Source organism: Vreelandella malpeensis (assembly GCF_020622355.1).
Lineage (GTDB): Bacteria > Pseudomonadota > Gammaproteobacteria > Pseudomonadales > Halomonadaceae > Vreelandella > Vreelandella malpeensis.
In genome coordinates this window covers 183,606-208,338 of record NZ_WHVL01000001.1, presented here as the reverse complement: position 1 = coordinate 208,338, position 24,733 = coordinate 183,606, and the positions used below count along the sequence as shown (strand labels likewise).

Genomic DNA, 24,733 nt, shown 5'->3' with positions numbered 1-24,733 from the left:
ACTGATTGTTCAACACCATAGCGTGTTGCCTATGCTCAACTCTTAATGCTTGTAGACCGCTTGGGAGACCAAACGCATGACGGCCACTTCTTATCGGATCCTGGTCATGGGCGTATCCGGATGTGGGAAGTCCTTGATAGGGCAGCGGGTGGCGACCGAGCTCGGCGCCGACTTCATCGATGGGGACGACTATCACCCGCCGGCCAACGTGGCTAAAATGGCCAGTGGTACGCCGCTTGACGACAGTGATCGCCAAGATTGGCTGACCACGCTCGGCGGCTTTTTCGCCGATTACCGACGCGAGGACAAGAGCGTGGTGATCGCCTGTTCGGGACTCAAGAAACGTTATCGGGATTGCCTGCGCGCAGGCGATCCGGCGCTCAAGATCCTGTTTTTGGAAGGCGACCAGGCGCTGCTGAAGCAGCGCCTGGAAAATCGCGAAGGGCACTTCTTCAAGGGCGAGGCAATGCTGGCAAGCCAACTGGCGGATCTCGAGCCACCGTGTGAGAAGGAAGCCATGAGCGTGTCGATCGCGCTTTCCCCGCAGGCCATTGCGGAGCGCTTCGTCGAGCCAATACTCAAGTTGCAGTGATGCTCCCGCCGTTTCCGGCCGCTTTCCGGATGGCGGGGTGCCTTGATCGAAGGGCCCATGATCCGTGAAGAAAAGACGTCCCACCCTACAGGACATCGCCGAGCGTGTCGGCGCGACGAAAATGACCGTCAGCCGCTGTCTGCGCGATCCACAGACCGTATCGGAAGAGCTTCGCGCGCGTATTTTCAGCGTGGCCGAGCAGGTGGGCTACATTCCCAACCGCGCCCCGGAGCTTCTGTCTAGGGCGAAAAGTCGCTCCATCGGCGTGCTCGTGCCCTCGCTGACCAACCAGGTGTTCGCCGATGTCATTCTCGGCATCGAGACCCTGACCGAGCCGGCGGGCTTCCACCTGATGCTGTCCCACTATGGCTACAGTCCTGAGCTTGAGGAGCGCAGCCTCGCGTCGCTCCTCTCCTACAACATCGATGGCGTGATTCTCGCCGACCACGAACATACGCCCCGCAGCTTGCGCATGCTGGAAACGGCCGGCATCCCCGTCATCGAGATCATGGATACGCACCGACGCCCGCTCCAGCAATCGGTCGGCTACGATAACGTCCAGGCCGCCGACGATATGGTCAGCGCAATGATTCGCGGCGGACGTCGACACATCCTCTATCTGGCCGTGCGTCTGGACGAACGTACCCGCCAGCGGGGAAAAGGGTACGAGCGCGCGATGGTGCGTCACGGGCTCAAACCGACCACGCTACAAAGCCCGCTGCGTTCCTCCTACAGCGTGGGGGCGGCCCTGATGCAGAACGTGATACGCGATCATCCCGAGGCCGATGGTCTCTTCTGTACCAACGACGACGTGGCGATAGGCGCTTACTACGAGTGCCTGCGTCAGGCCATACGCGTTCCCGAGTCAATGGCGCTGGCGGGTTTTCATGGCCACGATGTGGGGCAGGCGATGACGCCGAGACTTGCCAGTGTCATCACGCCGCGCCGGGCGATCGGCGAGACCGCGGCCCGCGCGCTGATCGAGCGTATCCAGAGCGGTGACTCGGCTGCCGCAACGGCGGTAGTCGATCTGGGCTACACGATCACGCTGGGAGAAACACTGGGAAGACTTAAAGACACCTGATCGTGATGCCTTGCTCGAGGTGCGGCAGTAAAGGCAACGCGCAGGCAATAAAAAACCCCGGCGAACCGGGGTTTTTCACGACACTATCACATGGAATTAGCCCATGTTGTTGTCGTTGGTGTCATCCATGCCATCATTTTCCATGGTGGCGTCATTATCCATGGTGGCGTCATCGTTCATGGTGTCACGGTCGCCGTCGCGATCATACTCTTCGGCTTCTTCGAGCGCATCCTGAGAGGCATTGACACGGATGACGTACTCGTCGTCGTCGTTGTCATGGGCCAGTTCGAGGGAATCCCACTCGATGGCAACATTTTTCTCGCCCATGCCGAGGAAGCCGCCTACGCCTACTACCACTGCTTGAATCTGACCGTCTTCGTCGATGATGAGGTCGTTGATGGTGCCGATATCCTCATCGTCTTCAACAGTGCTCTTGACCTGATTGCCGGTCAGGGAGTCGGCATGGAACGTGCCTGCCGGCGGCGTGGTCAGGTAGGTGGCTTCACCTACGGTGCCCGTCTGCGCGTTGGCCGCAGCCGCTGCGAACATCACTGCCGGAACCATCAATGTACCCAGAAAAGCCGGTTTGATCATTTTCATTGCCATTGCTCCTTGCGTTGGTAGTAAGGCAGGGCGTATCGACGCCTTAACCTAAACTTTCAAATAGCCAGCCGACTGGCGTATCGCTTTGTTCGGCAGTGCCTGGCCATTGCTCCTGGTGGTCGAAGACCACATGCTGCGACTTGCTCTCTGCAATTTCTTGGTCTTTGCAATCCGTCCTTGCAACCCTATGAAAAGCGAAATCTTTTCGCTCTCGATAAGTCGCCGCTAGGGCGTCGACCATGTCGTGGGCGTTTTGCGCCGGGACACTTCTCAAGGTAGACGCTGTGAGTAGCTTTGCAACCCGTCGGTGCACGTGTTCTCGTTGCTGGAGCCCATCATGGTGCAAAAACATCATGATAGGTGTTTGGCTTGATCGAGGTTAACGTGCCGGGTCGAGCACGCCTCCCAAGGAGGCGTTACGCCGGAACCAGCCGGCGATGCTGCTGCGTGGATAGCGAGTGGGAAGCACTTCGTGCGGTACGCTCTCGGAGAGAAAGCAGGCGAAGGTGCCGGCGTTTGGCACGACCCGAGCGAGCTCGCGTTCGGCGTCATCGGCTGCGTAGATCACCATCTCGCCGCCGCCATCAAAGGGCCAGTCCGGGGTGAGGTACCCCACCGTCGAGACCACGCGGTTGGACCGGCCGCGAAAGCTGTCCAGATGGCGCTTGTAGAAGGCGCCGGCGGGGTAGTGGGCAAAGTGCGCCTCGTACTCGAAAAGCCCCAGGAAGAGCGTCTGGTTGAGCGACGCCTGCAGGCGTCGCATGGCCTCCAGGTACAGGCGCTGCGCCTCGCTTTCCTGGTTCAGCCAATGGATGGCGTCGCCGCGAATGTCCTTGCGCAGCAGGTGCTCGCGGCCGCGACCGATGCCCGCCTCCTCGAGCGCCTCGACCTCCTTGAGCATGGCGAGCTCTTGGTGAAGGGCGTCGCAGAGCGCTGGGGCGATCACCTTTTCGCCCACGTACCAGCCCTGCTCGACCAGCGCATCGATCAGCTCGATATGGGTTCCAGGCGCCAGGGCGTCTTCCGGTGACATGGGTGAAATGCTCATCGCTCCCTCCGGGCCGCCGGGACCTCGTCGATGGCGCCCTTGCCCCGGCGTACCGAGCGCGCCGGGTGGTGCTTGAGTTTGCCGGTAGGGCGCTCATGCAGGTCGATCGCCATGCCGAACCCCTTGGCCAGAAGTTCCACCAGCATCATGGCGGAAAGCCCCCAGATCACGTGATCGTCGACCTGGTAGCTGGGGACGTAGTGGGCCACGCCATCCACGGTGATGACATCGGTATGCACGCGCCTGTCCTCGAGAAAGTGACTCAAGGGCACCTCGAAGATGCTATCGATCTCGCCGGGGTCCGGCACAAGATCGAGCCCCGGCGCGATGATGCCCACCCAGGGGGTGACGCAGAGCCCGTGCAGCGAGACCACTTCCGACAGCCGGCCGATGCGCTCCACCTTATCCGGCTCAAGGCCGATCTCTTCCTCGGCTTCACGCAGCGCGGTGGCGTAGAGGTCGCGGTCGACGGGTTCGCGCTTGCCGCCGGGGAAAGCCACCTGGCCACTGTGGGTCGACAAATGGCTGGCCCGGCGGGTGAACAGCAGCGTAGGCTCGGGGTGAGCGACGATGGGAAGCAGCACCGCCGCCTGCAGGAGCTTGGCGTGGCTCTGCTCTTTTGGCCGGTGGTGTTGCAGCGCTTTGCGCAGATTCTCTAACATGGCGTGTCCATCGATGTTGCTCTCGTATTGAGCCTCGTGATCGGCATCAAGCGAAACGTCACCTCTTCAGCCGTCGAGATACCCTATGAATTTCTGTAGCCAGTGCGGTGAAAAAGTCCGCCTTGCCGTGCCCGAGGGCGACGATCGTCCGCGCTACCTGTGCGATGCCTGCGGTACCATCCATTACCAGAACCCGCGCATCGTGGCCGGTACGCTCCCGGTGCTGGGTGACAAGGTGCTGCTGTGTCGCCGCGCGATCGCCCCACGCAAGGGTTACTGGACGCTTCCCGCCGGTTACATGGAGAACGCCGAAACCACCCGCGAGGCCGGCCTTCGCGAAACCTGGGAGGAGGCCACGGCGAGCGTCGAACTCAAGGAGCTCTACACCCTGATCGATCTGCCACACATCAATCAAGTCTACATGATCTTTCTCGCCGAGCTGCGCGGCGATTTCGCCCCGGGCGTGGAAAGCCTCGAGGTCGCGTTGTTCGATGAGCGCGACATCCCTTGGGACGCGCTCGCCTTTCCCACCATCGAGCGCACCCTCGCGCACTTCTTCGAGGATCGCCGGACGGGACGTTTCTCGCTGCACATGAGCACCATCACCCCGGAGGATCGCGAGCGCTACTTCGGCAGCGCCTAGTTCGAACCTTCGCGAAGGCAGGTACGGTCAAGGTAACGAGCGAGTTGAGCGATGGATAAATTCGAATTGAAGCTGGATCAGGCCGCCCGCGCGGCCTGGCTCTCCTACGTCGGCGGACTCACTCAGGACGAGATCGCGGGGCAGCTTGGCGTGTCGCGCCCCGGCGTGCAGCGTCTTCTGGCCCTGGCCCGTCAGGAGGGCGTGGTGAAGGTGCACATCGACCACCCGATCGCCACCTGCGTGGCACTCGGTCACGCGCTGGCCGAACGCTTCGAGCTGCGCTACTGCGACGTGGTGCCGGCGAATGCCGATGCGCCGGAAGACGCCGCCCGTTACCTCGCGGTGGCCGGCGCCAAGCGGTTGGCGCAGTATGTCGAGCGCAGCGAACCCTTGACGCTGTCGCTGGGTTCCGGACGCTCGGTACGCGCGGCGGTGGAGGCGCTGGACCGGGTGGAGCGCCCCCAGCACCGCTTCGTCTCGCTGATCGGCAACGTCGCCCGCGACGGCTCCTCCAACCGCTTCGACGCGGTGATGGCACTGGCCGACAAGACCGGCGGCGAGCGCTTTTTGCTGCCGGCGCCGGTGGTCGCCGAATCCGTGGCGGAGCGCCAGGCGATGCTTTCCCAGCGACTGTTCAAGGCGATCGCCGACGTGGCGGCGGCGTCCAGGGCGGCGTTAATCGGCATCGGGCGCATCGACGCCCAGGCCACGCTATACCAGGATCACTTCATCAATGATGCCGAACTCGACGAGCTCCTGCGTCTGGAAGCCGTCGGCGAACTGCTGGGCTGGCCGCTCGACAGCCACGGCGCGCCGATCGAGTGCTCGCTCACCCAGCGGGTGACGAGCCTGCCGCTGTCGCGCTTTGGTGACCAGCTGATGGTGGGCATCGCCGGGGGGCGCGACAAGGCGCCAGCGATCTTGGCGGCGCTTCGTGGCGGCTGGCTCAAGGGGTTGATCACCGATGAGGTTGCCGCCCGTTGGATACTCGCCGCGCGCTAGGGCATGGGCGCCTTTTGCGGCAATACGGTCGCCTTAGCGTAAAGTCTAAGCCTGCGGGCTTTGCTTTTTTTTGCCTCGCATACGATCATTTGCTCGTCCAATGATCAAAATGCTCAACACGATAACAAGACCAACTCTCGAAGGAGTGCCGCATGCGTTTCGCACGTCATCTACCTCTCGGCGCGCTGGCGGGTGCCATCGCCCTGGCGAGTCAGGCTCAGGCCCAGACCACTATTACCGTGGCGACCGTCAACAACAACGACATGGTCATCATGCAGAGTCTGACCGACGAGTTTCAGGCGGCATATCCGGACATCTCGCTCGACTGGGTGGTGCTCGAGGAGAACGTGCTGCGCCAGCGCATGACCACGGATATCGCTACCGGCGGCGGACAGTTCGACGTCATGACCATCGGCGCTTATGAAGCGCCGATCTGGGCCGAGCGCGAGTGGCTGACCCCGCTCGACGACCTGTCCGACGACTACGACGTCGATGATCTGCTGGGCTCGGTGCGCGACGGGCTGAGTCTCGACGGCACGCCCTATGCGCTGCCGTTTTACGCCGAGAGCTCGATGATGTACTACCGGACCGACCTGTTCGAGCAGGCCGGCATCGAGATGTCCGAGCAGCCCACCTGGGATGAGGTGCGCCAATGGGCCGAGACGCTCCACGGCAGCGAAGAGGGCCTGGCGGGGATCTGTCTGCGCGGCAAGCCCGGCTGGGGCGAGAACATGGCTTTCGTGACCACCCTGGTCAACACTTACGGCGGGCGCTGGTTCGACGAACAGTGGAACCCCGAGCTCGACTCGAAGCCCTGGCAGGACGCCATCGCCTTCTACGTGGATCTGCTCGGCAATTACGGCCCGCCCGGGGCCAGCTCCAATGGTTTCAACGAGAACCTGGCGCTGTTCGCCCGCGGCAACTGCGCCATGTGGGTCGATGCCACCTCCGCCGCCGGTAAATTGTTCGATCCGGATGAGTCAAGCGTCGCCGAGAGCCTCGGTTTCGCGCGGGCGCCGATCGCCGAGACGCCCAAGGGCTCGCACTGGCTGTGGACCTGGGCGCTGGCGATTCCTGCCTCCTCGGAGCAGAAGGAGGCCGCCCAGACCTTCATCACCTGGGCCACCTCCAAGGAGTACATCGAGCTTGTGGGCGAAACCCACGGCTGGACCAGCGTCCCCCCCGGCACGCGCGAATCGACCTACGCCAACGAGCAGTACCAGCAGGCTGCGCCCTTCGCAGGCTTCGTGCTCGAGGCCATCGAGAACGCCGACCCCACCGACTCGACCCTCGAGCCCAACCCCTATACCGGCGTGCAGATCGTCAACATTCCGGAGTTCCAGGCCATCGGTACCCAGGTCGGCCAGAGCATCGCCGCTGCGCTCACCGGTGACACCAGCGTGGAGCAGGCCCTCGATAGCGCCCAGCGCGCCACCGAGCGCACCATGCAGCGCGCCGGTTACAACGACTGACGCAACGCTCGCCCGCTACCGGCGGGCGAGTATTCTTCCTGCTATTTTCCAGCACGACTTTTTCCAGCACGACTGCTTTCGTGGACATTGCCATGACTAGAACACGCGCGTCGGGTCGCCAGGTGGGCGGATTGAGGGCTCTGTCGCTGCAGGCCCCCGCCGTGACCCTACTGCTTTTATGGATGCTGATACCGCTGGGGATGACCCTCTGGTTCTCCCTGCAGCGATACAACCTCCTGATGCCGGGCATGACCGGCTTCGCCGGGTTCGAGAACTACGAATACCTGCTCACCGACCCCGCCCTGTGGGTCGCCATGGGTAATACGCTGCTGCTGGTCGGCTGGGTGCTGGCCATCACCGTGGTGGGCGGCACGCTCCTGGCGGTGCTGTTCCAGCAGGAGTTTCCGGGCCGAGGAATTGCCCGGGTGCTGGCGATCTCGCCGTTCTTCGTCATGCCCACGGTAAGCGCCTTGGTGTGGAAGAACATGATGATGCATCCGGGAAGCGGGGTGCTGGCCTGGCTCTTTCAGTCGCTGGGCCTGCCCGCCATCGACTGGTTCTCCAACTTCCCGCTGACCTCGATCGTGATCATCGTCTCCTGGCAATGGCTGCCCTTTGCGCTTCTCATCCTGCTCACCGCGCTACAGTCGCTGGACGAGGACCAGGTGGAGGCGGCGCGCATGGATGGCGCGGGGCCGCTGGCGATCTTCTTTTTCATCACGCTGCCGCACCTCAAGCGAGCGATCAGCGTGGTGATCATGATCGAGATGATCTTCCTGCTGACGATCTTCGCCGAGATTTTCGTCACCACCTCCGGCGGGCCGGGGCTCGCCACCACCAACCTGGCGTATCTGATCTACATTCGCGCGCTGCTCGATTTCGACGTCGGCGTGGCTTCCGCTGGTGGCGTCGTGGCCATCATCCTGGCCAACATCGTGGCGATCTTTCTGGTTCGCATGGTCGCCCGAAATCTGGAAGAGTAGGGCGTTCGAGGAGCACACCCATGTCAATGTCGCGCCAACCCATGGCATCCAGGCACGCCTTGCCGGTCAAGCAGCTGCTGCTGACGCTGCTGGCCTGGTCCGTTGCCTTCGTCATCTTCTTTCCCATCCTGTGGATGGTGCTCACCGGCTTCAAGACCGAGACCGCGGCCATCGCCGACCCGAGCTTCATCTTTTCACCCACGCTCGAAAGCTATCAGGCGGTGCAGGCGCGCTCGGGCTATGCGCGCTTCGCGATCAACAGCGTCGCGGTGGCCTTCGGCTCCACTCTGCTGGCGCTTCTAATCGCCATCCCCTCGGCCTACGCCATGGCGTTTCTGCCCACCAAGCGCACCAAGGGGACGCTCTTGTGGATGCTCTCGACCAAGATGCTGCCGCCGGTTGGCGTGCTGGTACCGATCTACCTGATCTTTCGCGACGTCGGGCTTCTCGATACCCGCACCGGGCTGATCCTCGTCTATACCCTGATGAACCTGCCCATCGTGGTCTGGATGCTTTACACCTTCTTCAAGGACATGCCCAAGGACATCCTCGAAGCGGGGCGGATGGACGGTGCCTCGACGTTTCAGGAAGTGTGGTACCTGCTCCTGCCGCTGACCCTGCCTGGTATCGCCTCCACCGGGCTCTTGTCGGTCATTCTGAGCTGGAACGAGGCGTTCTGGAGCCTCAACCTGACCTCGTCAAAAGCGGCCCCCCTGACCGCCTACATCGCCTCGTTCTCGAGCCCCGAGGGGCTTTTCTGGGCCAAGCTCTCGGCGGCCTCGACCATGGCGATCGCGCCCATCCTGATCCTCGGCTGGATGACCCAAAAACAGATGGTTCGCGGGCTGACCTTCGGCGCCGTCAAGTAAGGAGTTTTCAATGGCAACTTTGCAGCTTCACGACCTTGTCAAGCGCTTTGGCGATACCGAGGTGATCAAGGGAGTCGATCTCGACGTCGAGGATCGCGAGTTCGTGGTGTTCGTCGGGCCTTCCGGCTGCGGCAAGTCCACCTTGATGCGCATGATCGCGGGGCTCGAGAGCGCAAGCGAGGGCGATATCCTGATCGACGGCCAGCGCATGAACGACGTTGGCCCCGCCGACCGGGGGCTTGCGATGGTGTTCCAGAGCTACGCGCTCTATCCGCACATGAGCGTGGCCGACAACATGGGCTTCTCGATGCGCCTGGCAGGCGTGCCCAAGGCCGAGCGCCGCGCCAAGGTGCTGGAGGCGGCCAGGATCCTTCAGCTCGAGCCGCTGCTCGAGCGCAAGCCCAAGGCGCTCTCCGGCGGCCAGCGCCAGCGGGTGGCCATCGGCCGCGCCATCGTCCGCAACCCTGGCATCTTCCTGTTCGATGAGCCGCTCTCCAACCTGGACGCCGCGCTCAGAGTGCAGATGCGCATCGAACTCGCCAGGCTTCACGAGGAGCTCGACGCCACCATGATCTACGTCACCCACGACCAGATCGAGGCGATGACCATGGCGGACAAGATCGTCGTGCTCCACGACGGCGTGGTCGAGCAGGTGGGCTCGCCCATGGCGCTCTACCACCACCCGCGCAACCGCTTCGTGGCGGGCTTCATCGGCTCGCCGACGATGAACTTCTTCGCCGTGGAGGTCGCCGGGCTCGATGCCGAGGGCGTGCGCGTGACGTTACCCGGCGGTGGCCAGTGCGTGGTGCCGGTGGACGGCTCGCGCGTGCAGCAGGCTGCCACCCTCGAACTTGGCATTCGCCCGGAGCACCTGCGCCTGGACGATGCCGGGCCGCTTGGCGGCACCATCCAGGTGCTCGAGCGGCTCGGCGGTCAGACCTCGCTCTATATCGAGACGGACGGCGGGCTCGTCACCCTGATGGCCGACGGCGACGTCGCCTACCGCGTGCATGACCCGGTGCGCTTCGGCTTCGATGCAAGCCGGGCACATCTCTTCGATGCCGAGGGCCTGGCCTGCGAAAGCCTCAAGGCCCACCCACTGGCGAGCCTGACCCGCCAGGACAACCGCGTCTCGCCGCAGGCCGCCCCATGAAGGCGGTGATTTTCGACTGTGATGGCGTGCTGGTGGATAGCGAAGTCCTCGCCGAAGAGACGCTGCATGCGCATCTCCAGGCGTGGCTACCGGACGTGGACGTGGCCACCGAGCTTGGTCAGGCACTGGGCATGACCACCGCCGACATTCTGCGTCATCTCGAGACCAAGAGCCGCCACGCCTTGCCCGACGATGCCTTGGCGCGAGTGGATGCGGCGATCGAGGCGCGCCTGACCCGGGAGCTTCGTGCCATCGACGGGGCAAATGCGGCGGTGAAGGCGATCACGTTTCCCAAGGCGGTGGTCTCCAACAGCAACCGGCGACGGGTGGAGGCGTCGTTGACGGCGACCGGACTCGACGCGGCGCTCGTCGATGTGCCGCGGTTCTGTGCCGATGAGGTGAGCGCCCCCAAGCCGGACCCGGCGCTCTACCGCCTGGCTACACAGGCGCTGGGCGCCGAGCCCCGGGCGTGCCTGGCGGTGGAGGACAGCGTGGCCGGCGTGCGCGCCGCCGTGGGCGCCGGGCTCACCGTGGTGGGCTTCATCGGCGCCGGGCACCATGACGCTCACCAGGCGCGCCGGCTCGAGGAGGCCGGCGCCTGGCGGGTGATCGATCGCATGAGCGAGCTTGGCCTTCTTGTCGAGCAGTGGAGCGCCCGCGTCGTCTTGCCGTCCTGATTCCCGGTGCCTCATCGTCCCTTTTTGCTTTTCCTTATTTCCCCTTCGCCTGGAGAGCCCCATGACCCCGTTGACCCACCAGACGCTCGCGACCCTCAACCCGGCGGTGAAGACGCCCACTTATGATCGCGCCGCCGTGACGGCGGGCATCGTGCATATCGGCGTGGGTGGCTTCCACCGCGCCCACCAGGCGATGTACCTCGACACGCTGATGAACCAGGGCGAGGGGCTGGAGTGGGGCATCGTCGGGGTAGGCGTGATGCCCGGCGACAAGCGCATGCAGGAGGCGCTTTCGTGTCAGGATCATCTCTATACGCTGGTGGTGAAGCACCCCGACGGCACCTTCGAGCCTCGTGTGATCGGTAGTCTGGTGGATTACCTGTTCGCCCCGGAAGACCCGGAGGCAGTGATCGAGGCGATGGCGGCGCCGGCCATCCGGATCGTTTCGCTCACCGTAACGGAAGGCGGCTACAACGTCCATCCGGTCAGCGGCGCCTTCAACCTGGACAATCCGCTCATCCAGCGCGATCTTGCCGATCCACAGCGCCCGGCGAGTACCTTCGGGCTCGTGGTCGAGGCGCTGGCGCGCCGCCGGGCACGTGGCCTTGCGCCCTTCACCGTGATGTCCTGCGACAACATCCAAGGCAACGGCGACGTGGCCCGGCGCATGTTCGCGGCCTTCGCGACCGCGCGGGACGCCGCACTCGGCGAGTGGCTTGCGCGCGAGGTGGCCTTTCCCAATTCGATGGTGGATCGCATCACGCCGGTCACCACGCCCGGCGACATCGACGAGCTGACAAGCCGCTTCGGCGTGAAGGATGCCTGGCCCGTGGTGTGCGAACCCTTCACCCAGTGGGTGCTGGAGGATCACTTTCCGCTCGGCCGCCCCGCCTTCGAGGCGGTCGGCGTGCAGCTGGTCGACGACGTCGAGCCCTTCGAGCTGATGAAGCTGCGCCTTCTGAACGCCAGCCACCAGGCGTTGACCTACTTCGGCTATCTCGCCGGCTACCGCTATGCCCACGAGGTGTGCCAGGACCCGCTGTTCGTCGCTTTCCTCTTGCGCTACATGAAGGAGGAGGGCGCGCCGACACTCGCCCCGGTACCGGGAATCGACCTCGATGCCTACCAGCATACGCTGATCGAGCGCTTCGCCAATCCCGAGATCAAGGACACCCTGGCCAGGCTCTGCGCCGAAAGCTCGGATCGTATTCCCAAGTGGCTGGTGCCGGTGATTCGCCACCAGCTCGAGCGTGATGGGCCCGTAGCCCTGAGCGCGGCGGTCGTGGCCAGCTGGGCACGTTACGCAGAGGGTGTGGACGAGAAGGGCGCGCCCATTGAGGTAGTCGACGCGCTGCGCGAGCCGCTGATGGCGATCGCCCGCGACAATCGCACCCGGCCCGAGGCCTTCGTCGAGAACCGCGAGCTGTTCGGCGATCTGGTCGACGATCCCCGCTTCCTGCAGCGCTATCTCGAGGCGCTGGCATCGCTGCACGCGCGCGGCGCTCGTGCCACACTGGAGGCACTGATGGGGTCACGGGGAGCGGGCTGATGTATATCGGAGTGGATTGCGGTACCCAGAGCACCAAGGTGGTGGTCGTGGATGTCGAGCGGGGGCGGATTTTGGGTGAGGCCAGCCGGGCGCACCGCCTGGACGAAGGCGTCGACGGGCGTCGCGAGCAGGCGCCCGCCGAGTGGCTGGCCGCTTTCAAGGGCGCCTTTCTCGAGGCTATCGAGCGCGCTGACATCGATGCCCGAGCGGTGCGCGCGATCGGCGTCTCCGGCCAGCAGCACGGCATGGTGGCGCTTGACGCAGACGGCGTGCCGGTCTACCCGGCGAAGCTCTGGTGTGACACCGAGACGAGTGCGGAGAACGCCGCGCTGGTCGAGCGCCTCGGCGGCGAGGTGGGGTGTCTCGACAAGCTCGGCCTGGTGCTGCAGACCGGCTACACCGCCTCCAAGATCGCTTGGCTGCGCGCCCACCACCCGGATGCCTATCGGCGCATCGCTACGCTCCTGCTGCCTCACGACTATCTCAATTTCTGGCTCACCGGCGAGCGGGTCACCGAGGCCGGCGACGCCTCGGGCACCGGCTATTTCGATACCCGCGCCCGCGCCTGGCAGCCCGAGGTGTTCGGCCTGATCGCCCCGGAGCTCGACCCGGACCGGGTGCTGCCACGGCTGCTCGAGCCCCGCGAGCCCGCTGGCACCGTACGCGCGCGCATCGCCCGGGAGCTGGGCCTGGGTGATGGCGTGGTCGTCGCCAGTGGCGGCGGTGACAACATGCTCGGCGCCATCGGGACGGGCAATATCACCAATGGGCTCGTCACTCTGAGCCTCGGCACTTCCGGCACCGTATGCGCCTACTCGCCGACCCCGGTCGTGTGCGACAGCGCCATGGTGGCCAACTTCTGCGCCAGCCACGGCGGCTGGCTGCCGCTGATCTGCACCATGAACGTCACTTCCGCGACTACCCGCGTACGCGAGCTGTTCGGGCTCGACATCGCAGGCTTCAGTGAGCGGGTGGCCAGCGCTCCGATCGGCGCCGAGGGCGTCACGTGCCTGCCGTTCTTCAACGGCGAGCGGGTACCGATGCTGCCCGGCGCGAGCGGCGACTTCAGTGGGCTGACCAGCCCCAACATGACCCAGGCCAATCTGTGCCGGGCGGTGATGGAGGGCGCCACCTTCGGTCTGCGCTACGGGCTGGAACTGCTGGGCGATCTCACTGCCGGCGCCCGCCAGGTACGGCTCAGCGGCGGCGGGGCGAAAAGCCCGGTGTGGCGGCAGATGGTCGCCGACATCACCGGCATCGAGGTGATCTGCCCCGAGATCACCGATGCCGCCGCCCTGGGCGCGGCGCTTCAGGCCGCCTGGTGCGAGCAGCGTGACCAGGACACCACGCTCGAGGAGCTCTGCCGCCGTCTCGTGCAGCTCGATGCCGGCTCCCTGGCCGAGCCCGACGCCCGTCGCGTCGATGACTTCGAGGTGGTCTACCAGCGTTACCGGCGACTGCTGCGCGAGCGCCATGGCGTGACCTGAAGGTCCTGTCGAGCTGCATCGGCTCTCACCCTGCATGCACCCGGGGGCGCCTGTGGCTCGCGACGAAATCGAAGCGTGAAAACGTGCACGTCGTCCCGTCTTTCGACTAAAGTAAGTGGCGTTATTCTTGACTTGAAACGAGACACAGATTTCGGCGAAGTTCAAGGCTAGCATACATACATGAATGTAACTATAATGCGACGCTTTCGTGCTCCCCTCGTGAGTGCTGCACCCCACGTTGACACCTAGAGGCAATCCCATGCGACTGGCACACTGGGCAGTCAATGCCCCGCTTCGTCCCTTATTCCTGGCCGTACTGGCAAGTTCCATCGCGCTTCCCGCTCAGGCGGCGGATCTGATCACCATCACCCGCGATGCGCTCAACAACAACGCCGAACTCGCTTCCGCCCGGTCGCAGTTTTCCGGTGTCGAGGCTGCGCGTGACGTAGTGGGTGGCGAGCTTCTGCCCCAGATCAACGCTTCGGGCAACGTGACGCACAACCGCCAGTACGAAAGCCAGTCGGCGGTCGCGACAGGAGCAACGCCGCCTCAGGGCGAGGGAGCGGTCGTGGGCGGCTCTTCACGGGAAGACAGCTTCAATAGCGCTTCGCTGTCGCTGGAGGCCACCCAGGCGCTGTTCAACGCAGCGACCAGCCGTCGGGTCGATCAGGCCGAGCGCCAGATCGACCAGCAGGTCTATATCCTGGCGGCCACCGAGCAGCAGCTATTGATCGACGTGGTATCGGCCTACTTCGACATCCTGCGTGCGTTTGAGGTGCTCGAAGCCCGCCGCGCCCAGGAGCGGGCGATCGGCCGCCAGCTCGAGCAGTCGAGCGAGCAGTTTGAAGTAGGGCTGATCGCGATCACCGAAGTGGAGGAGGCGCGGTCGAGCTTCGATCAGTCTCGCGCCGAGCGCATCACCGCCGAGAGCAACCTTCAGGTGGCCTTCGAGGCGCTGGAGCAACTGACCGGTCGCCGCTACGCCAACATCGAATCGCTCGGCGACATGCCGATCGGCCTGCCGACGCCCAGCGAACGTGATTACTGGGTCGATCAGGCGCTTGAGCGCAATCCGCAGGTGCTGGCCCAGCGCGCGGGCATCGAGGTCTCCCGCGCCGCGGTCGAGATCGCCCGCGCCGGGCGGCTGCCGACGCTATCGGCCTTCGCCAACTACCAGTACGCCGAAACCGATATCGACTATACCAGCGGCCATGACTCCTCGAGTCAGGTCGGGCTTTCCGCCAACGTGCCGCTGTATACCGGCGGCAGCACCAGCGCGACCATTCGCCAGAACACCTTCCAGCTCGAAAGCAGCCAGTACGACTTCGAGTCCCAGCGGCGTACCACCATCCAGCAGGTGCGCTCGCTCTACACTCAGGTCAGCAACAACGTCGAGACCGTCGAGGCGCGCCAGCAGGCGATCGTCTCGACCCGCAGCGCTCTGGAAGCGACCCAAGCCGGCTACGAGGTAGGTACGCGCAACATCGTCGATGTGCTCAACGCCGAGCAGAATCTGTACAACGCCATCGCAAGCTACGCCGAGTCGCGCTACGACTACGTGATCAACCTGCTGTCGCTGCGCCAGCAGTCGGGGCTTCTTGACGTGGCCGCCCTCGAGGAGGTCAACGCCTGGCTCACCGGGGAAGCGGTCAACTTCACCCTGCCCGAGAGCGGCGGTCGCGATGATTACCGGCGGGCGCTGGACATCGGCGCCCCGCCCACCCGCGAGTCGGCACCGGCCAGCAGCTACTCCTCGGACGATTACGCCCCCGCTCGGCGTCAGCCGGACGCCTACGCGCCCGGCGGTGACAGCGCCTACCCCGGCGGCGCGGGTGGCGGCCTGGGCCTTGGCCAGCCAGGCGGTTATTGAGACTTCGGCGCCTTATCGGCGCCGTGTCGCTATCGGTCAAAAAAATAGAGAACGAATGGGAAGTCGACGCATGAAGAAGATGATTCACTCAACGCGAGCGAGTCTGGTGACGCTCATGGCCGCACTGGCGCTGTCGGCGTGCTCGGGGGACGACGAAACCCAGACGCCGCAGGGACAGGCGCAGGGGCAGCAGGAGCAGCCGCCGCACGAGGTTCAGGTTGCCGAAGTACGGCGCCAGGATCTGCCGATCAACAAGGCCTATCCATCGCTTCTGCGCAGCGACAGCGAAGTGGTGATCGTGGCGCGGGTGGATGGCTATCTCGAAGAGCGTCACTTCCAGCCCGGGCAGATGGTCGAGCAGGGCGACGAGCTCTATACCATCGAACCCGACCGCTACCAGGCGACGGTGAGCCAGCGCGAGGCGGACTTGCAAAGCGCCCGCGCCGAGGCGGCCCGTACCCAGCGCGATGCCCAGCGCTTCGAGCAGCTTCTCAGCCAGAATTCGGTCAGTCGCCAGCAGTACGATCAGGCGGTCGCCGAGCAGCGCGTGGCCCAGGCCAGCGTGACCCAGGCAGAAGCGGCGCTGCGCAGCGCCAACCTGGATCTCGACTACTCCAGCGTCGCAGCGCCGGTCGCCGGCATGATCAGTCTGAGCCAGGTCAACCTGGGGAACCTCGTGACCTCCGGCACCGAGCTTGCCACCATCACCCCGCTCGATCCGCTGGAAGTGCGCTTCCAGCTGCCCCAGCGTGACGCCTTCGAACTGCGTCGCCAGCTCAACGACAGCGGCAATGATGCTCCCATCGTCGCGCGACTTAGCGTGCCGGGACTGGCTGGCAGCGAAGGTGCCGAACTCGAAGGCGAACTGCAGTTCCTGGGGTCTCGCGTGGATAGCGGCACCAGCACCGTGCAGGCCTCCGCCACTTTCGACAACCCGGACGCCGCCGTGCTGCCGGGCCAGTTCGTACGTGTACGCCTGGACGGCCTCAAGCGCTTCAACGTGATTGCCGTACCCGAAATCGCCGCTACCCAGGGGCTGATGGGTCCGCGCGTGTACGTTCTCGACGAGGACAACAAGGCACGCGAGCGCACCGTGCAGCTGGGTGACGTGGCTGGCCCCTGGCAGATCATTCTCGATGGCCTCGAAGAGGGCGATCGGGTGATCGTGGGTGACCCTGCCGGTATCGAGCCGGGCATGACCATCGACCCGCAGCCCTTCGACGGGGATGCCGAGAATATAGTCGAGGACGTCGAGCAGGCCGAAGCCGAAGAGCAGCGCGAGCAAGCCGAGGCAGCCTCCGAGGCGGGCGGCGCGGGCGGCGCGGGCGGCGGTATGCCGGCCGGTGAAGGAGACGAGGGCGCGCAATAATGAATTTCTCCAACTTCTTCATCAGCCGTCCGATCTTCGCCACGGTACTGGCGATCATCCTGACGCTGGTCGGGGCGATGGCCATGCGGATACTGCCGATCGAGCAGTATCCAAGCGTGGTGCCGCCGACGGTCTCGGTGCAGGCGCAGTTCCCCGGCGCCGATGCCGAAACCGTGGCCCAGACGGTGGCCGCCCCGCTGGCGGAGGCGATCAACGGCGTCGAGGACATGCTCTACATGACCTCGAACAGCGCCGACAACGGCATCATGAGCCTGAGTGTTGCCTTCAACATCGGCACCGATGGCGATATCAACACCATCAACGTCAACAACCGCGTGCAGGGGGCGCTGTCGCAGCTTCCCGAGCAGGTGCAGTCCCAAGGCGTGCAGGTCGAGCTTCGCTCGGACTCGATCCTGATGCTGGTGGCGTTGACCTCGCCAAGCGGTGACTACAACAACGTCTACATGCAGAACTACGCCACCCTCAATATCCTGGACGAGCTTCGCCAGGTGCCGGGGGTGGGCAACGCCGAGGTGCTCGGTGGCGGCGAGTTCGCCATGCGTATCTGGATGGACCCGGACAAGCTGGCCCAGTACGACCTGACGCCCAGCGAAGTGGCCAATGCCATCCGCACCCAGAACACCGAAGTACCGGCAGGTAACCTCGCTTCGTCGCCCCAGAGCGAGCCGCGCGCCTATACCTATACCATCACGGCGGGTGGGCGATTGTCCGATCCGGACGATTTCCGCAACATCTACCTGCGTACCAACCCGGACGGCTCGTCGCTGCGCCTCGAGGACGTGGCGCGCATCGAGCTCGGCGCCTCCTTCTACGGCGTCGATGCGCGCTTGAACGGCGCCACCATGACGCCGATCATCATCAACCAGCAGCCCGGTGCCAACGCGCTCTCCACCGCCGAAGCGGTACGCACCACCATGGAGGATCTGGCCAGCCGTTTCCCGCCGGGGCTCGAGTACGTCACGCCCTACGATACGACGTTGTTCATCGATGCCTCGGTCGAGACGGTGTTCCACACCTTCATCGAAGCGTTTCTGATCGTCATCGTGATCCTGTTCATCTTCCTGCAGAACTGGCGCTTCACGGTGATCGCCATGTCGGTAGTGCCAGTCTCGGTCATCGGCACCTTCGCCGGGTTCTACCTGTTCGACTTCTCGATCAACCTGTTGACGCTGTTCGCGCTGGTGCTGTCGATCGGGATCGTGGTGGACGACGCGATCCTGGTGGTCGAGAACGTCGAGCGCGTGCTCAGCGAGGACGACGAGATCAGCGTACGCGACGCCACCATCCGCGCCATGCGCGAAGTGGGCGGGCCGGTCATCGCTACCTCACTGATCATGGCGGCGGTGTTCGTGCCCGTGGCGTTTCTGGGCGGCTTCACCGGGCAGATCTACCAGCAGTTCGCCATCACCGTGGCGATCTCGGTAGCGCTCTCGGCGCTGATGGCGTTGACCTTCACGCCGGCGCTCTCGGCGATCTTCATCAAGCACGACCTGCACCACGAGCGTCCGTCGCGCTTCAAGCGCGCGATCACCACGCCCCTGCGTCTGTTTGATCGCATGTTCGCCGGCATCACCGCGGCCTACATGTGGGTGGTCAAGAAACTGGTGCGCTTCTGGCTCCTGGCGCTGGCGCTGACCGTGGCGGTCGGGGTGGGCTCCTACTGGCTGTTCGTCACCACGCCCTCAACGCTGGTGCCGGAAACCGACCAGGGTATCGTGCTGGTCAGCGTATCGTTGCCGGACGCCGCTTCGCTCGACCGTACTCAGACCTACATGGAGAAACTCAGCGCGGCGATCGAGGATATTCCGGGGGTGCAGTACTCTTCGGCAGTGGCGGGGTACGACATCCTGGCAAGCGCGGTGAACACCGCCCGCGGCATCATCTTCGTCAACATGCTGCCCTGGGACGAGCGCGATCTGACCGCCAACGGTCTGGTTGGCCAGATCATGCAACTGGGGGCGAGCATCGACGGCGGTTCGGCCATGGCCTTCAACGTACCGCCGATCATGGGGCTCTCCACTACCGGCGGCTTCACCGGCTACCTGCAGTCCTTCGACGGCGCCTCGCCGCGCGAGCTGTATGAAGCTTCGCTGCAGGTCATGGGGGCGGCGAACCAGCATCCGGCGCTCTCCCAGGTGTTCTCGACGTTCAACGTCAACGTGCCCTCCTACCGCGCCGAGATCGACCAGCAGAAGGCGTTGAGCTACGGCGTAGCGCTGGAAAACATCAACTCGGCGCTCTCCAACACCTTCGGTAATGGCTTCGTCAACTTCTTCAGCTACCAGAACCGCAACTTCCAGGTGTACCTGCAAAACGAGGACGAGTTCCGCAAGACGCCGGACGACATCAACAACGTTTACGTGCGCGGCGGCAGCGGCGAGCGTATCCCGCTCTCCGAGTTTGTCACCCTCGAGCGCCAGGTCGGTCCCTCGGTGGTGTCGCGCTTCGGCGTGTACACCGGCGCCCAGTTCCAGGGCAATCCGGCGGAAGGGGCCAGCTCTGCCCAGGCCATCGCGGCGATGGACGAGGTGGTCATGGACACCCTGGGCCCCAACTGGGGCATGGGCTGGACCGGTACCGCCTACCAGGAGGCCAATCTGGGCAACACGGCCATGCTGGCGATCATCTTCGGTATCCTGATGGTGTTCCTGATCCTGGCGGCGCAGTACGAGAGCTGGGCACTGCCGCTGGCGGTACTCACCGCCACGCCCTTCGCGTTCCTGGGCGGCATCGGCGGTATCGTGTTGCGCGGGCTCGACACCAGTGTCTACGTGCAGATCGGCATGCTGGTGGTGGTGGGCCTGGCGGCGAAGAACGCGATCCTGATCGTCGAGTTCGCCGAGCTGCAGCGCAAGGAGGAGGGCAAGAGCATTCGCGAGGCAGCGATCACCGCCGCGGAGCTTCGCTTCCGGCCGATCGTCATGACCTCGCTCGCCTTCATCTTCGGTACGCTGCCGCTGGCGCTGGCCACCGGCGCAAGCGACGTGAGCAGCCACCACATCGGCACCACGGTGGCCATGGGCATGGCGTCGGTCGCGATTCTGGGCAGTCTCTTCGTGCCGACATTCTACGCCATGATCGCCGCCACGGCCGACTGGATGCGGCGCAAGACGAAGGGCGACCATCGCGACCGGGGTCGGCGTCTGGAGCACGATCCGAGCTGATTTCAAACAGCATGCACTCTCCGATGCACTTTCTGGCGGGCCCTTCGGGGCCCGCTTTTTCGTGGGCGCTTGATCGTGGTTAACACACCTGCGAGCACGAAAGGATAGTTTGGCCTAGACTGGTGAGTAGGAGTTCTGCCCGCATCCAATACCATAACAGCTGGCCAGAACGCACCAGGCAATCCACCTGGAGGAGAACACGCCATGCAACCGATCCTGTCGGCCGCCTTACTGTATCCCACCATCGTCTTCACCTTCGTGCTAGGCCTGCTGGCCCTCTACTGGCTTCTGGTGCTGTTGCGCCTCGCTCCGCTCGAGCTGTTCGAGCACGACAGTCTGCGTGACGATCACCTGGCCAGCACGCTGGTGTCACTCGGCTTCATCGGGGTGCCCGCCAGCCTCGCGCTGACCCTGCTGATGCTGCTGGCCGGGGGGCTGTCCCTGGCACTCGAGCTCTTCGTGCTGCGCTGGCTGGAGCTTGGCATGCTGCGCGTGCCGCTGGGTGTACTGGTTCTATGGGGGTCGCTGGCCATTGCCTCGCCGTTTGCCGCCAGTCTGTGTCAGGCGCTTTCCAGGGGGCTTTATCGCTTCGCGCCCTTCAAGCGGCGCAGCCTTCTGGGCGTGGTCGTCGAGGTGACGACGCCGGAAGGAGCGGAATACGCCAGGGCGCGGCTGATCACGAGCCACGGTTGCGAGGTAATGCTTCACGGCAAGGAGGAAAACGAGTTCACGCCCGGTGAGCGACGGGTGCTTGTGAAGTACCTGAAAGAGGAGGGCGCCTATCGCAGCGTGGAGGAGCGCACCTATCTGGATACCCGGCAGTGGCTTGGCAAGCTGCGCCTTCGCCACAAACACCAGGAAACGGCCCATTTCGGCTGAGCGCTCTAAAGAGAAAAGCCTGCGTGAGTGCAGGCTTTTCGTAAGGGCTAGAGTGATGCGCTCAGCGGCGCATCAGCGTGATCAGGGTGTCGATCAGCGTGGTGCCGCGCTCGCGGACCGAATACGCCTCGGGGGCGCGCAGCCAGTCGTGGAAGAGCCCGCCCATGGCCGACTGCATCAGCCGCGCGGCGACCTCCGGCGACAGATCCTCGCGCAACTGACCTTGCTCCTTGGCCAATTTAAAGACGTTCGCCATCTCCCCGAAGCACTCCTCGCCGATCTCGTTTTGCATCTCGAGCGGATTGATGTCGCTGAAGAACTCACAGCGATGAATGAGAATTGCCAGGATGCGCCGGTGGGAGGGCTGCTCCAAACGTTTCAAGCCGGCAAGACTTGCAAGGCGCATGGCATCCATCGGGGAGACGTCGGGGTCGAGGTTCTTGACCTCGTCGACCAGCGACTGGAAGGGCATCCTCACGCGCTCGACCAGCGCCATGAACAGGTCGCCCTTGTTCTTGAAGTGCCAGTAGATCGCCCCGCGGGTCACGCCGGCGTGCCGGGCGACCTGCTCGAGGGATGTGCGGGCCACGCCTTTGTCGAAAAAGACCTCTTCAGCCGCGTCGAGCAACGCTTCGCGCGTTGCCGCCGCTTCTGCCTTGGTTTTTCTTGCCATAACGCAACCTTGCTCGTTCACCGTAAAGAGGGCATTTTAGCTGAAACACCGTTCTTTTACATTCAAAACTGTATGGTTAATGGACGGATATCATCACTTGGATCAACAAACGTGCGCCTTGCGTCGTTTTTCGTCCGCCGACAGGACTTGCCATGGCCAACATCCCATTTCACATTGCCGGTCACACGTTACAGCCCGGCCAGCGCCAGCAGATCGACGTACCGGTGGCGCGCCTTTATACCCATACCCCGCTGCACATTTCCATCGAAGTGGTACACGGGCGCAAGCCCGGTCCGGTAATGCTGGTATGCGGCGGCATCCACGGCGACGAGATCAACGGTGTGGAGATCGTGCGGCGCCTTCTGCGCTCGCGCTCGATCAACAGCCTGCGCGGTACGCTGATCGCCGTACCCGTGGTCAACGTGTTCGGCTTTCTCCAGCATACCCGCTACCTGCCGGATCGGCGCGATCTCAATCGCTGCTTTCCGGGCAGCGACAACGGGTCGCTCGGTGGACGTATCGCGGCGCTCCTGCGTGAGGAGATCGTCGACCACGCCACCCATATCATCGACCTGCACACCGGTGCCATTCATCGCACCAACCTGCCGCAGATCCGTGCCCAGCTCGAGCCCGGCAGCGAAACCGCGCGCATGGCGGACGCCTTCGGCGCGCCGGTGATCCTCAATGCCGAGCTGCGCGAGGGGAGCCTGCGCCACTACGCGCAGAATCGCGGCATTCCGGTCCTTACCTACGAGGCTGGCGAGGCGCTGCGCTTCGATGAGTGGGCGATCGCGCCGGGGGTGCGCGGCATCCTGCGCGTGATGCGCCGCCTGGGCATGCTGTCCGGCGAGCAGCGCCGCCGCCTGCCGGCCCCGGCGGAGCTGGCCAACGGCTCGAGCTGGGCGCGGGCGCCGATCGACGGCATCCTGCGCCCGATGGTGCGCCTGGGTGCGCGGGTCGCCAAGGGCGAGGTGCTGGGCAAGGTAGCCGACCCCTTCGGCAACGACGAAGGCGACATAAGGGCCATGGCGGACGGCATCGTCATCGGCATGAGCCGCCTGCCGTTGGCCAACGAGGGCGAGGCGCTTTACCACATCGCGCGCTTTGATGAGATCGAGGAGGCCGAGACCGCCATCGAGAGTTTCCAGTCAAGCCTCGACCCGGCGCCGGACCCGATGTTCTGAACCGGGCCTGGCGCAGGCTTGTTTTCATGATCGATAGTCGTGATTGCCTGCAAGACCCTTAATCGATGGCCTTACGCTATGAAACCCATAGCTGAGAAGGGGGCCTCCAGCGTGGCATGATACCCATGCATTGACTATAACTGTTGGGCACGCACGCTAACCAAGTGAATGAATGGCTCGAGATAGAGCCGAAATGAAAGTGGCCCCGAAGAGGCCTCGGATCGTGACATGGAGGAAGGGTATGACGAACGGTAAATCCACTTTTACGACCACGGATGCAGGAATACCGGTAGCCAGCGACGAACATTCGCTCTCCGTCGGCCCCGATGGCCCGATCGTGCTGCACGATCACTACCTGATGGAGCAGATGGCGGCCTTCAACCGGGAAATGATTCCGGATCGTCAGCCCCACGCCAAGGGCGGTGGCGCCTTCGGCCACTTCGAGGTGACTCACGACGTCAGCCGTTACACCAAGGCGAAGTTCCTGCAGCAGGGCAAGAAGACCGAGATGCTCGCTCGTTTCTCCACGGTGGCCGGCGAGTCGGGAAGCCCCGATACCTGGCGCGACCCGCGCGGCTTCGCGCTGAAGTTCTACACCGAGGAAGGCAACTTCGACATGGTGGGTAACAACACCCCCGTGTTCTTCGTGCGCGACCCGCTCAAGTTCCAGCACTTCATCCACTCGCAAAAGCGCCGCGCCGACAACGGCCTGCGCGACCACGACATGCAGTGGGACTTCTGGACGCTGTCGCCGGAGTCTGCCCACCAGGTGACCTGGCTGATGGGCGACCGTGGCGTGCCCGCCTCCTGGCGCCACATGAACGGCTACTCGAGCCACACCTACATGTGGGTCAACGATGCCGGCGAGCGCTTCTGGGTGAAGTACCATTTCAAGACCGATCAGGGCATCAAGTGCATGACCCAGGAACAGGCGGACGAAATGGCGGGGTCTGATGCCGACTATCACCGCCGCGATCTGTTCGATGCCATCAAGCGCGGCGATCATCCGACCTGGACCTTGCACGTTCAGATCATGCCCTTCGAGGACGCCAAGACCTACCGCATCAACCCGTTCGACTTGACCAAGGTGTGGCCGCACGGCGATTACCCGCTGCAGGAAGTGGGCAAGATGACCCTCGATCGCAACCCGACGGATTTCCACACCGAAATCGAGCAGGCGGCGTTCCAGCCGAACAACTCGGTACCGGGCACCGGCTTCTCGCCGGACAAGATGTTGCTGGCGCGTACCATCTCCTACGCCGATGCGCACCGCGCGCGCCTAGGGGTCAATTACCAGCAGATTCCGGTCAACCAGCCCAAGTGCCCGTTCCACAGCTACGCCAAGGGCGGCCGGATGCGCATGACCAACACGTCCGACCCGGTCTACGCGCCCAACAGCAAGGGCGGTGCCCACGCCGACCCGCAGCGCTTCCCGGAAGATGCGGTATGGCAGGCCGACGGTGAGTTCGTGCGCACCGCCTACACGCTGCGCCCGGACGACGGCGACTTCAACCAGGCCAACGATCTGGTCAACAAGGTGATGGACGAGGCCGCCCGCGACCGGCTGGTCAGCAACATCGTCGGTCACGTCTCCGGCGGGGTGGAGGAACCGGTGCTGTCACGAGTGTTCGAGTACTGGAAGAACGTCGATCAGACCATCGGCGAGCGCGTCGAGAAGGGTGTGATGGAAAACCGCCAGAAAGCCGGCAAGTAATCGCTCACCCACTAACGAACCCGCCGCGCACTGCG

The 24,733-nt window shown here is 64.2% G+C and carries 21 protein-coding genes; 17 read left to right on the top strand and 4 right to left on the bottom strand.

What is annotated here, in order from left to right:
- The first annotated feature begins 76 nt into the window (after positions 1–76).
- Both GEV37_RS00940 and GEV37_RS00935 read left to right on the top strand, forming a co-directional pair.
- The gene (locus tag GEV37_RS00940; protein ID WP_227388295.1) at positions 77–592 is read left to right on the top strand and encodes a gluconokinase; all 516 of its coding nucleotides are present in this window, start codon (positions 77–79) and stop codon (positions 590–592) included.
- Between the two features lie 64 nt (positions 593–656).
- Positions 657–1,676 carry a substrate-binding domain-containing protein gene (locus GEV37_RS00935; protein WP_227388294.1) on the top strand — a complete coding sequence of 340 codons (1,020 nt, stop codon included), beginning with the start codon at positions 657–659 and terminating at the stop codon, positions 1,674–1,676.
- 96 nt (positions 1,677–1,772) lie between these two features.
- Here GEV37_RS00935 and GEV37_RS00930 read toward each other — a convergent pair whose 3' ends face one another.
- The 3 genes from GEV37_RS00930 to GEV37_RS00920 form a co-directional block, all read right to left on the bottom strand.
- Positions 1,773–2,276 carry a PRC-barrel domain-containing protein gene (locus tag GEV37_RS00930; RefSeq protein ID WP_227388293.1) on the bottom strand — a complete coding sequence of 168 codons (504 nt, stop codon included), beginning with the start codon at positions 2,274–2,276 and terminating at the stop codon, positions 1,773–1,775.
- A 382-nt stretch (positions 2,277–2,658) separates the two neighbouring features.
- The gene (locus GEV37_RS00925) at positions 2,659–3,327 is read right to left on the bottom strand and encodes a 2OG-Fe(II) oxygenase (RefSeq protein ID WP_227388292.1); all 669 of its coding nucleotides are present in this window, start codon (positions 3,325–3,327) and stop codon (positions 2,659–2,661) included.
- Positions 3,324–3,989 carry a CoA pyrophosphatase gene (locus tag GEV37_RS00920; RefSeq protein ID WP_227388291.1) on the bottom strand — a complete coding sequence of 222 codons (666 nt, stop codon included), beginning with the start codon at positions 3,987–3,989 and terminating at the stop codon, positions 3,324–3,326. The genes GEV37_RS00925 and GEV37_RS00920 overlap by 4 nt, the downstream gene beginning before the upstream one ends.
- 85 nt (positions 3,990–4,074) lie before the next feature.
- Here GEV37_RS00920 and GEV37_RS00915 point away from each other — a divergent pair, with 85 nt between their 5' ends.
- The 13 genes from GEV37_RS00915 (at position 4,075) to GEV37_RS00855 (ending at position 21,127) form a co-directional block, all read left to right on the top strand.
- Entirely contained in the window at positions 4,075–4,632 is a 558-nt protein-coding gene (locus GEV37_RS00915; protein ID WP_227388290.1) for an NUDIX hydrolase, read from the top strand.
- A 51-nt stretch (positions 4,633–4,683) separates the two neighbouring features.
- On the top strand, positions 4,684–5,634 hold the full coding sequence (locus tag GEV37_RS00910) for a sugar-binding transcriptional regulator (RefSeq protein ID WP_227388289.1): 951 nt from the start codon (positions 4,684–4,686) through the stop codon (positions 5,632–5,634).
- 152 nt (positions 5,635–5,786) lie between these two features.
- Positions 5,787–7,106 (top strand): ABC transporter substrate-binding protein, encoded by a 1,320-nt coding sequence (locus GEV37_RS00905; RefSeq protein WP_227388288.1) that lies wholly within the window; start codon positions 5,787–5,789, stop codon positions 7,104–7,106.
- Positions 7,107–7,198: 92 nt separating this feature from the next.
- On the top strand, positions 7,199–8,089 hold the full coding sequence (locus GEV37_RS00900) for a carbohydrate ABC transporter permease (protein WP_227388287.1): 891 nt from the start codon (positions 7,199–7,201) through the stop codon (positions 8,087–8,089).
- Between the two features lie 26 nt (positions 8,090–8,115).
- Positions 8,116–8,958, top strand: coding sequence for a carbohydrate ABC transporter permease (locus GEV37_RS00895; protein WP_386111255.1), 843 nt, complete (start codon positions 8,116–8,118; stop codon positions 8,956–8,958).
- 10 nt (positions 8,959–8,968) lie between these two features.
- Positions 8,969–10,111 (top strand): ABC transporter ATP-binding protein, encoded by a 1,143-nt coding sequence (locus GEV37_RS00890; RefSeq protein ID WP_227388285.1) that lies wholly within the window; start codon positions 8,969–8,971, stop codon positions 10,109–10,111.
- Positions 10,108–10,788, top strand: a complete 681-nt coding sequence (locus GEV37_RS00885) for an HAD family hydrolase (protein ID WP_227388284.1) — start codon at positions 10,108–10,110, stop codon at positions 10,786–10,788. Before GEV37_RS00890 ends, GEV37_RS00885 begins: the two co-directional genes overlap by 4 nt.
- Positions 10,789–10,849: 61 nt before the next feature.
- Complete coding sequence (locus tag GEV37_RS00880) at positions 10,850–12,337, top strand: mannitol dehydrogenase family protein (protein WP_227388283.1); 1,488 nt, start codon at positions 10,850–10,852, stop codon at positions 12,335–12,337.
- The gene (xylB, locus tag GEV37_RS00875; RefSeq protein ID WP_227388282.1) at positions 12,337–13,824 is read left to right on the top strand and encodes a xylulokinase; all 1,488 of its coding nucleotides are present in this window, start codon (positions 12,337–12,339) and stop codon (positions 13,822–13,824) included. The genes GEV37_RS00880 and xylB overlap by 1 nt, the downstream gene beginning before the upstream one ends.
- 259 nt (positions 13,825–14,083) lie before the next feature.
- Positions 14,084–15,694 carry a TolC family outer membrane protein gene (locus GEV37_RS00870; protein ID WP_227388281.1) on the top strand — a complete coding sequence of 537 codons (1,611 nt, stop codon included), beginning with the start codon at positions 14,084–14,086 and terminating at the stop codon, positions 15,692–15,694.
- 70 nt (positions 15,695–15,764) lie between these two features.
- Positions 15,765–17,063, top strand: coding sequence for an efflux RND transporter periplasmic adaptor subunit (locus GEV37_RS00865; protein ID WP_227388280.1), 1,299 nt, complete (start codon positions 15,765–15,767; stop codon positions 17,061–17,063).
- Positions 17,063–20,248, top strand: a complete 3,186-nt coding sequence (locus tag GEV37_RS00860) for an efflux RND transporter permease subunit (RefSeq protein WP_227388279.1) — start codon at positions 17,063–17,065, stop codon at positions 20,246–20,248. Before GEV37_RS00865 ends, GEV37_RS00860 begins: the two co-directional genes overlap by 1 nt.
- A gap of 204 nt (positions 20,249–20,452) precedes the next feature.
- Complete coding sequence (locus GEV37_RS00855) at positions 20,453–21,127, top strand: hypothetical protein (RefSeq protein ID WP_227388278.1); 675 nt, start codon at positions 20,453–20,455, stop codon at positions 21,125–21,127.
- A 61-nt stretch (positions 21,128–21,188) separates the two neighbouring features.
- Here the strand turns inward: GEV37_RS00855 and GEV37_RS00850 are convergent, their stop codons facing one another.
- The gene (locus GEV37_RS00850; protein WP_227388277.1) at positions 21,189–21,800 is read right to left on the bottom strand and encodes a TetR family transcriptional regulator; all 612 of its coding nucleotides are present in this window, start codon (positions 21,798–21,800) and stop codon (positions 21,189–21,191) included.
- A gap of 152 nt (positions 21,801–21,952) precedes the next feature.
- On the opposite strand from GEV37_RS00850, the gene GEV37_RS00845 reads away from it, so the two are divergent.
- Both GEV37_RS00845 and GEV37_RS00840 read left to right on the top strand, forming a co-directional pair.
- A complete protein-coding gene (locus GEV37_RS00845; protein WP_227388276.1) occupies positions 21,953–22,984 on the top strand; it encodes a succinylglutamate desuccinylase/aspartoacylase family protein in 1,032 nt (343 codons plus the stop codon).
- A 241-nt stretch (positions 22,985–23,225) separates the two neighbouring features.
- The gene (locus GEV37_RS00840) at positions 23,226–24,698 is read left to right on the top strand and encodes a catalase (RefSeq protein ID WP_227388275.1); all 1,473 of its coding nucleotides are present in this window, start codon (positions 23,226–23,228) and stop codon (positions 24,696–24,698) included.
- Positions 24,699–24,733: the final 35 nt, after the last annotated feature.

Excerpts from the sequence above, each read along its gene's own strand:
- GEV37_RS00940 (WP_227388295.1), top strand. The coding sequence starts at position 77 with ATGACGGCCACTTCTTATCGGATCCTGGTCATGGGCGTATCCGGATGT.
- GEV37_RS00930 (WP_227388293.1), bottom strand. The coding sequence starts at position 2,276 with ATGAAAATGATCAAACCGGCTTTTCTGGGTACATTGATGGTTCCGGCA.
- GEV37_RS00925 (WP_227388292.1), bottom strand. The coding sequence starts at position 3,327 with ATGAGCATTTCACCCATGTCACCGGAAGACGCCCTGGCGCCTGGAACC.
- GEV37_RS00920 (WP_227388291.1), bottom strand. The coding sequence starts at position 3,989 with ATGTTAGAGAATCTGCGCAAAGCGCTGCAACACCACCGGCCAAAAGAG.
- GEV37_RS00915 (WP_227388290.1), top strand. The coding sequence starts at position 4,075 with ATGAATTTCTGTAGCCAGTGCGGTGAAAAAGTCCGCCTTGCCGTGCCC.
- GEV37_RS00910 (WP_227388289.1), top strand. The coding sequence starts at position 4,684 with ATGGATAAATTCGAATTGAAGCTGGATCAGGCCGCCCGCGCGGCCTGG.
- GEV37_RS00905 (WP_227388288.1), top strand. The coding sequence starts at position 5,787 with ATGCGTTTCGCACGTCATCTACCTCTCGGCGCGCTGGCGGGTGCCATC.
- GEV37_RS00900 (WP_227388287.1), top strand. The coding sequence starts at position 7,199 with ATGACTAGAACACGCGCGTCGGGTCGCCAGGTGGGCGGATTGAGGGCT.
- GEV37_RS00895 (WP_386111255.1), top strand. The coding sequence starts at position 8,116 with ATGTCGCGCCAACCCATGGCATCCAGGCACGCCTTGCCGGTCAAGCAG.
- GEV37_RS00890 (WP_227388285.1), top strand. The coding sequence starts at position 8,969 with ATGGCAACTTTGCAGCTTCACGACCTTGTCAAGCGCTTTGGCGATACC.
- GEV37_RS00885 (WP_227388284.1), top strand. The coding sequence starts at position 10,108 with ATGAAGGCGGTGATTTTCGACTGTGATGGCGTGCTGGTGGATAGCGAA.
- GEV37_RS00880 (WP_227388283.1), top strand. The coding sequence starts at position 10,850 with ATGACCCCGTTGACCCACCAGACGCTCGCGACCCTCAACCCGGCGGTG.
- xylB (WP_227388282.1), top strand. The coding sequence starts at position 12,337 with ATGTATATCGGAGTGGATTGCGGTACCCAGAGCACCAAGGTGGTGGTC.
- GEV37_RS00870 (WP_227388281.1), top strand. The coding sequence starts at position 14,084 with ATGCGACTGGCACACTGGGCAGTCAATGCCCCGCTTCGTCCCTTATTC.
- GEV37_RS00865 (WP_227388280.1), top strand. The coding sequence starts at position 15,765 with ATGAAGAAGATGATTCACTCAACGCGAGCGAGTCTGGTGACGCTCATG.
- GEV37_RS00860 (WP_227388279.1), top strand. The coding sequence starts at position 17,063 with ATGAATTTCTCCAACTTCTTCATCAGCCGTCCGATCTTCGCCACGGTA.
- GEV37_RS00855 (WP_227388278.1), top strand. The coding sequence starts at position 20,453 with ATGCAACCGATCCTGTCGGCCGCCTTACTGTATCCCACCATCGTCTTC.
- GEV37_RS00850 (WP_227388277.1), bottom strand. The coding sequence starts at position 21,800 with ATGGCAAGAAAAACCAAGGCAGAAGCGGCGGCAACGCGCGAAGCGTTG.
- GEV37_RS00845 (WP_227388276.1), top strand. The coding sequence starts at position 21,953 with ATGGCCAACATCCCATTTCACATTGCCGGTCACACGTTACAGCCCGGC.
- GEV37_RS00840 (WP_227388275.1), top strand. The coding sequence starts at position 23,226 with ATGACGAACGGTAAATCCACTTTTACGACCACGGATGCAGGAATACCG.